The sequence below is a fragment of the Arsukibacterium perlucidum DSM 18276 genome (assembly GCF_000382165.1).
GTDB classification, from domain to species: Bacteria; Pseudomonadota; Gammaproteobacteria; order Enterobacterales; family Alteromonadaceae; genus Alishewanella; species Alishewanella perlucidum.
Genome location: NZ_KB907750.1, coordinates 1 through 6644 on the forward strand (window position 1 = coordinate 1; position 6644 = coordinate 6644).

General features: G+C 43.3%; 9 protein-coding genes. 4 read left to right on the forward strand and 5 right to left on the reverse strand.

The annotated features are described in order from the left end of the window. Together H141_RS0119070 and H141_RS0119075 are read right to left on the reverse strand one after the other, a co-directional pair. A partial coding sequence (locus H141_RS0119070; RefSeq protein ID WP_019677871.1) for a transposase occupies positions 1-213 on the reverse strand: 213 nt, incomplete at its 3' end. A gap of 36 nt (positions 214-249) precedes the next feature. Continuing rightward, positions 250-1356 carry a hypothetical protein gene (locus H141_RS0119075; RefSeq protein WP_083923098.1) on the reverse strand — a complete coding sequence of 369 codons (1107 nt, stop codon included), beginning with the start codon at positions 1354-1356 and terminating at the stop codon, positions 250-252. A 72-nt stretch (positions 1357-1428) separates the two neighbouring features. Here H141_RS0119075 and H141_RS21695 point away from each other — a divergent pair, with 72 nt between their 5' ends. After that, positions 1429-1575, forward strand: coding sequence for a hypothetical protein (locus H141_RS21695; RefSeq protein WP_019677873.1), 147 nt, complete (start codon positions 1429-1431; stop codon positions 1573-1575). Then, positions 1572-1715, forward strand: coding sequence for a hypothetical protein (locus H141_RS21700; protein WP_019677874.1), 144 nt, complete (start codon positions 1572-1574; stop codon positions 1713-1715). Before H141_RS21695 ends, H141_RS21700 begins: the two co-directional genes overlap by 4 nt. A gap of 900 nt (positions 1716-2615) precedes the next feature. Here the strand turns inward: H141_RS21700 and H141_RS0119090 are convergent. Continuing rightward, complete coding sequence (locus tag H141_RS0119090) at positions 2616-3188, reverse strand: imm11 family protein (RefSeq protein WP_019677875.1); 573 nt, start codon at positions 3186-3188, stop codon at positions 2616-2618. A gap of 2 nt (positions 3189-3190) precedes the next feature. Further along, on the reverse strand, positions 3191-3913 hold the full coding sequence (locus H141_RS0119095) for an AHH domain-containing protein (RefSeq protein WP_051090425.1): 723 nt from the start codon (positions 3911-3913) through the stop codon (positions 3191-3193). A gap of 460 nt (positions 3914-4373) precedes the next feature. Between H141_RS0119095 and umuD the strand changes: the two genes are divergently transcribed. Then, positions 4374-4805 (forward strand): translesion error-prone DNA polymerase V autoproteolytic subunit, encoded by a 432-nt coding sequence (gene umuD, locus H141_RS0119105; protein ID WP_019677878.1) that lies wholly within the window; start codon positions 4374-4376, stop codon positions 4803-4805. After that, positions 4802-6079 (forward strand): translesion error-prone DNA polymerase V subunit UmuC, encoded by a 1278-nt coding sequence (gene umuC, locus H141_RS0119110; RefSeq protein WP_019677879.1) that lies wholly within the window; start codon positions 4802-4804, stop codon positions 6077-6079. The genes umuD and umuC overlap by 4 nt, the downstream gene beginning before the upstream one ends. A gap of 295 nt (positions 6080-6374) precedes the next feature. Here umuC and H141_RS0119115 read toward each other — a convergent pair. Next, positions 6375-6644 (reverse strand): YnfA family protein (locus tag H141_RS0119115; protein ID WP_019677880.1); only part of this gene is annotated, 270 nt, incomplete at its 5' end.

The following is a 6644-nucleotide window of genomic DNA, read 5'->3' on the forward strand; positions in this document are numbered from 1 at the left end:
AGATTTACGACTTTTACCATTGCGAGAGTTACCGGTATTTTTACCGATAGCATCATGTTTGGCATAACCAAGATGTTGCTCCATCTCAGCTTCAAGGGCACGCTCAGCAAGCTTTTTAGTTAACTGCTTAAGGATACCTTGCTCACCAAGCAGGTCTTCAGGGGATCTGTAATCAGCTAATAACTGATCGATAAGCTGGTCTGATACTGGCATTCTTTATTCCTTTCAAATACATGGGTAGAATGCCACTTACACAGATTTTTTTATACTCTCGCATATTCCGTCACTCAGAAGCGAAAGTTGCACATATTCAAATACTTTAACTATCGCGAAATCGAGCAAACTCTCATCAAACTGGGTGGAATGCTCTGGTGAGATAGCTTTTATGAAGGTCTGTTGTAACTCCTTCACAGAAACCAAAACAGGCTTTATATTTTTGCCACTCAAGACACCACTTTTAATTCTGCTTATTCGCTTTTTAAACTTACTCACTTCAGGGTCTTTTAACTCGTCTGGCAGTTTTGCAGCAGGATTAGAATACCAAGCAATATCAAGCTTTTCAGCTCTTGCCAAGTCTCTGTAATACCCCTGCCAAGTGCACTTGTCATCAATCCTATGTTCGCTTTTCTCCCATGCCTTTTTTAGAAGCTCCATTAGCAAGTGATTTGAGTTAATAAAACTAGGCACTGTTCCCTTTATAACTATTTCAGGTAAAAAGCTAGCGACTAGAGACTTGTGTAATGAAGTACCATTATCATCAATAAATGAGCATTTAATATAGAGACTTAGTAATGCTGCAAAATTTAGCATGGCAGCAATCATCAGTTTTGCGGTTTCGACTTTGTCATTCTGACTTAAATCAACATCGATAAGCAGCCACTCAAGATGTGAGCGTCGCAAAAAATCGTAATTAACATCCGGCGCGTAGCTTTGGCATTCCCTTATGAAAGCAGAATCAACACCGCAAATATATCCAATAAAAGCAAAAAACTGCTTTAACCGAGCTCTACGTAGTGGATTAGTTTTAGATTCATCAAGAAGTGCGCTCTCTGAATCTGCATACAACTTGAAGATCGTCCAGGCACCTATTTCCCGGATTGGTTTTGCGTTAGCCGCAGCTTCTGAGCCGTAGCGCCTGAAAAAAGCATCAGCGTCTTCTTGAGTAATGTCATTCGCTCTTATCTTCCGGAAAAATGCATGGTCGGAAGTCACATCTTCATTCCCAGGCTTTAATCGGATTACGTTTAGAAAAAATTCAGCCAAGGAATTCGATTCAAAGACGGCTTTCCCTACTACCTCTGGCCACATTAAAAAATTCAAACCACACTGCAGTTCCTTTGCCAACATTTCAGTCATTTGTCCCTTATTTATCTTTATGACTTTGCGACTATAGCGATGCCGTTGGGCAATATCAATCAAGGAGCTATTATGAAAAAGCACATTACCCCGCAGGACAACAGCGCAAATATTCAAAACAAAAATCCAGGAACTACTGGCACCAACCGTCAATACGACCTTGCACAAGGAAATCGCGGTAAACAGTTAAATCCAATTCAAAAGGAGAAACAGCAATGAGTAGAACAGCAAACGATGATCGCAGTGACAGCATGAACCCCAACAACGACTCATACTGGGATAGCCTGGATAATCACGCGAACCAGCTTAACCCAAACAATGATGAGTACAGGGGTTCGGAAGAAGATACTGTAGAATAATCCCTAACGAATTTGCAAGCAGCGAGTTATATAGTTAGCTCGCTGAAAAATCTGGGGCGTTGCTCAAATTGACGGCATTTTCGGAATAGATGGGTAATCTAGTTAGTCGCGACCTTGAAGCCAGGATGTATAAATCAGCATGCCGCCAAATTTAACGGTGTTTTCGGAATAGATTGGTAATTCCTTCAGGTGAGATCTGGAACCTGGATAGAGCAAAGCAGCATATGGCTCAATTTAACGGTGTTTTCGGAATAGATTGGTAATTCCTTCAGGTGAGACCTGGAACATGGATAGGTCAACGTAGCATGCTGCCAAATTTAACGGTGTTTTCGGAATAGATTGGTAATTCCTTCAGGTGAGACCTGGAAACTGGATAGGGCAAAGCAGCATATGGCTCAATTTAACGGTGTTTTCGGAATAGATTGGTAATTCCTTCAGGTGAGACCTGGAACATGGATAGGTCAACGTAGCATGCCGCCAAATTTAACGGTGTTTTCGGAATAGATTGGTAATTCCTTCAGGTGAGACCTGGAACATGGATAGGTCAACGTAGCATGCCGCCAAATTTAACGGTGTTTTCGGAATAGATTGGTAATCTAAGGACGTTTGGGCAAGTCGACCCTCAGCATTTCCATAACGGCAGTTTATGAAATACTGAAAATTATTACCCATGTTTAGCTGTTAATTGGTTCAACACCAATCAGCAATTTAAGGATGCGTATAAGCAGGGAGCAATAACCAATAAAACCAATGACATATCTTAATCTTGTACCTCTTTTTTTCAAAAACCGTCAATTTGTGACTTTCTATTGATCGAGTAGAGGATCATTAGTACAAATTGGGGTTTTCGGCATTGATCGCATACTCTCGCTGCCGATAGCAAATTTAGGTAAACCATCATTAAAATATGTTCAGTACGTCTTTGTCGAACCTTATTCCAGTGAGATTGTGTTCTTCACAGCATTGTTTAAACGTTTCCGATACGAATAATGCTTTATAGCCTTCAAGTTCAGATTTAAAAATGTTTAAGTCCTGCAGGCTATCTTCATCAAAGACAAGCGTTTCTAATCCGCACTCAAACCCGTCCAGGTATTTTTTTATGCATAACTCTGCTTGCTCTTTACCTGCAGACATACAGTTAAAAAAGTCATAATCGACACCATCGAGTATCAACGGCAATAACTCACCATCATTCGCTATTAACGGCATCAGGCATTCTTTAGCTTTGCTGTTCAGTAGTAAAAAACCACCCCAAAACGATACGTCCGGCAGCGGTTCCCCGTTTCGAAATGGTTCACTTAGCGGACACTCAGGTTGCACCCAGCGGTCTTTAATACTCTCGTGCAATCTGACAAACCGGCGAACCAATTTTAAATCTGTATCACCAATCAACTTGGCCACTTGCATCAGATCCAAATCTGGTACTTCGTACGAATCAATCTCTCGTTTTAAGCGATAAACTTTCGTGCTCATAATTAACTACTTCTTTTCTCTTCGAGGATTTTGACCGGATGTGTACCAGTCTTAAGCTGCACTTTAACAGCATGAAGTCGATTCAAATAAAGCGCTTCTGGAAGATTGTCGTTAGACAGTAAATCGCTAATCCACTCTTCATATTGATAAGTATGCAGCTTACGATGAGCTGGGGCTTCAGGGGTAGCCCAATCATCCGGCATATTGCGGGCAAAGTTTCTTAACCACACTCCGTTTACCGGGTCATTAATGCCAACACCGTATTGATGTAAATTTAGCCGGCACGTCAACATATCCACTTTTAAATATCGGCCTTTGCCTGGAATAATATGGTGGGCTTCGTGAAACGATGTCGGCTTCACTTCGCCAACGGCTCGCAAGTTTCTTACAAGGCGCTTTGTTGGGTGGTGTTCCTCAGTCTGCAATTCGGTAGCGGATTTCAGCTTATTAGAAGCTCTATAGTCTGTTAGTTGCGTTTGCAATCTAACATGAGCTGCAATCTTTCGACGCTCCATCCGTAGATGTTTTTGGTCACGCTCACACTTGGCAATCCGCTGCAATTTGGTTTGTGGACATTCGTTTTTTGGCGCAGCTTTATTTCGCTCAAGATGAAACGCCCGTGCCTTTACCTCGTAGTTATAAATCACCATTTCGAGTGGACTTGGGTTCAAGGGGCGTTGGGGCATTGGCATAGCAGGAAAGTTATGTGCAGTAGTCGGTTTCATCCTGAAGTTTACTCACTATTTCTCTCAACAGTTGGCAGCATTCTAGTATCTGAGCTATTTGACATCAATCATTTGTAAATCTATTTTTAACTAATAATTCACTTATTGGATCTGAATATGGATAATCAGAGAGTTACAGAGCAGGAAGCTGTTGCGATGCTCCAAGTTTGGAGTGGCCTTGGTAGGGACTTACCATCACTGGCAAAACTGCAACCCGACAATAGTAAGAAGTTGATTGTGTTAATGCTACCAGGTTACCGCTGCAACCAGTGGTATCAGGTGGGTGACGCCTACAATTGCTATACAGATGCACTAACAAGCCTCGGTACGCTAATAGACAAAAGCCGCACTGCAAGCTGAAAACATGCCGCTATTAGCCAGCACTACTTTTTATCGGTTTCTAAATTGCCAATCTCACCCACATTGATATACTGTATATATATACATATATGAGGTGGGTATGTCTGCAGTATTTATTGGCAATGCCGATTTCTGGCCTAAGCGCGCTATCCCGTTTTATAGTGGTCCTGTTCAAGCAGGGTTTCCCTCGCCGGCACAGGACTATGTTGAACGAACTCTGGACTTAAACGAGCTGTGCATCAAACACCCGAATGCAACGTTCTTTGTTCGGGTATGCGGTGATTCGATGATAGAGGCCGGTATCTTTGATGGTGATGTACTTGTGGTGGACCGGTCAATTGATGCGGAGCATGGCGATATCGTGGTAGCTGCCATCGGCGGTGAATTTACGGTAAAGGAGTTATGCCTGCGCCCTCTGCTACAACTATTACCACGTAATCCGAATTACCAGCCTATCTGCTTTCGCGACGGTGACGAGTTGAATATCTTTGGTGTGGTAACTAACGTTATCAGGCAAATGAAACGCAAATGAGTCAGGGTATATTCGCGTTAGTGGACTGCAACAATTTTTACGCCAGCTGTGAAAAATTATTCCGGCCCGACTTAGTTAATACCCCTGTAGTGGTGTTATCTAATAACGATGGTTGTGTCGTGGCTCGCTCAAAGGAAGCTAAAAAACTCGGCGTTAAAATGGGTGTACCGGTGTTCCAGGTGCGGGAGTTAATGCAAAAGCACGGTATTTTAGCCTTCTCTTCTAACTATGCCCTGTATGCAGATATGTCGCAGCGGGTCATGAGTACACTGGAGAGTATGGCACCACGCGTTGAGGTCTATTCCATTGATGAGGCATTTCTTGATCTGACCGGTGTCGAACACAGCCAGAGCCTAACAGAGTTTGGTCTATCCATACGCCAGGTAATTCAAAAATGCATAGGCATAACCGTTTGTGTTGGTATAGCACCAAGTAAGACCTTGGCGAAGCTTGCCAACCATGCTGCCAAGACATGGCATAAAACCGGTGGTGTGGTGGATTTAACCAATAGAGACAGACAACGTAAATTACTGGCTTTGTTACCTGTCAGTGAAGTATGGGGGATAGGCCGTAAGCTGACTAAACGCCTGCAGCAACTGGGTATAGATACTGCTCTGCAGTTGGCTGATGCTGATCCCAATTATATTTGGCAGCATTTCTCAGTCGTGGTTGAGCGCACCGTCCGAGAGCTAAATGGCGAATCTTGTATTGCACTGGAAGAAATGGCTCCTACCAAAAAGCAGATTATCAGTAGCCGGGCTTTCGGTGAACGTATCACTGACAAACAGCAAATGCGGGAGGCTATTAGCGAATACATCAGCAGGGCCTGCAAGAAACTGCGTCAGGAGCAGCAACAGGCCAAACACCTAACTGTGTTCTTACGCACCAGCCCGTTTAGCGACAAAGACGCGCCCTACTCTGCCAGTAAAAGTCTTGAACTAGATAGCCCATGCAGTGACACTCGTGTGTTTCTAACGAAAGCTATGCGGTTATTAGATGGCTTGTGGGTTGATGGTTATCGCTATGCTAAAGCGGGAGTAATGTTAGCTGATTTTTATGACCCCGGAGTATATCAGCCAGGCTTGTTTGATGATCCTATCGTTCAAAAAGAATCCGACCAAGCGCTGATGCAACTGATGGATAAGCTGAACACTAAGCACGCCAATACAATCTTTTTCGCTAGTCAGGGCGCTAAGCAGGAATGGAGCATGAAGCGTGAACTATTGTCGCCGGCCTACACGACGAACTGGCGGGAGCTGCCTGTGGCAAAATGATCTACTGACCGCTTTGAGCGATTAACGGACATTAACCTCAATACGATGAAACTATGCTCACTTTGCACCTTAATAGTGATTAAAGTGCAGCTTTTTAACTGAAATAGTAACAAAGCGTACACCTTGTAAAAAAATAGGTAAATCAGGCACTGCTGTAACCATTTTTGTGGGCGACTAACATTTGATACACAATGTATTCTGAAAAATTCTTAATCAAGAACAGAAAAACCATTGCTATAAATGATAAAAGTACCTAAGTCTTTCTTTTCGTAATACCGTGCTCAAAACAAATTGTTTATCTCGGCGCAAACATGATCACTGCCATGCCTGCGAGCATTAGCCCCACGCCAGCCAGATCCCAGCGGTGTGGTTGAATGCCATCTACTCCCCACAACCAGACTATTGCTATTGTTACGTATACTCCGCCATAAGCCGCGTAAACACGTCCAGCAGCCGTTGGGTGAAGCGTTAACAACCAGGCAAATAATGCCAGACTGATTGCAGCAGGTAACAGCACCCAGGCTGAAGCTCCTTTTTTCAGCCACAAGTAAGGCAAATAGCAACC

What these genes read in the sequence shown, in the direction of transcription:
- H141_RS0119075 (WP_083923098.1), bottom strand. Translation starts at nt 1,356, where the DNA reads ATGACTGAAATGTTGGCAAAGGAACTGCAGTGTGGTTTGAATTTTTTA.
- H141_RS21695 (WP_019677873.1), top strand. Translation starts at nt 1,429, where the DNA reads ATGAAAAAGCACATTACCCCGCAGGACAACAGCGCAAATATTCAAAAC.
- H141_RS21700 (WP_019677874.1), top strand. Translation starts at nt 1,572, where the DNA reads ATGAGTAGAACAGCAAACGATGATCGCAGTGACAGCATGAACCCCAAC.
- H141_RS0119090 (WP_019677875.1), bottom strand. Translation starts at nt 3,188, where the DNA reads ATGAGCACGAAAGTTTATCGCTTAAAACGAGAGATTGATTCGTACGAA.
- H141_RS0119095 (WP_051090425.1), bottom strand. Translation starts at nt 3,913, where the DNA reads ATGAAACCGACTACTGCACATAACTTTCCTGCTATGCCAATGCCCCAA.
- umuD (WP_019677878.1), top strand. Translation starts at nt 4,374, where the DNA reads ATGTCTGCAGTATTTATTGGCAATGCCGATTTCTGGCCTAAGCGCGCT.
- umuC (WP_019677879.1), top strand. Translation starts at nt 4,802, where the DNA reads ATGAGTCAGGGTATATTCGCGTTAGTGGACTGCAACAATTTTTACGCC.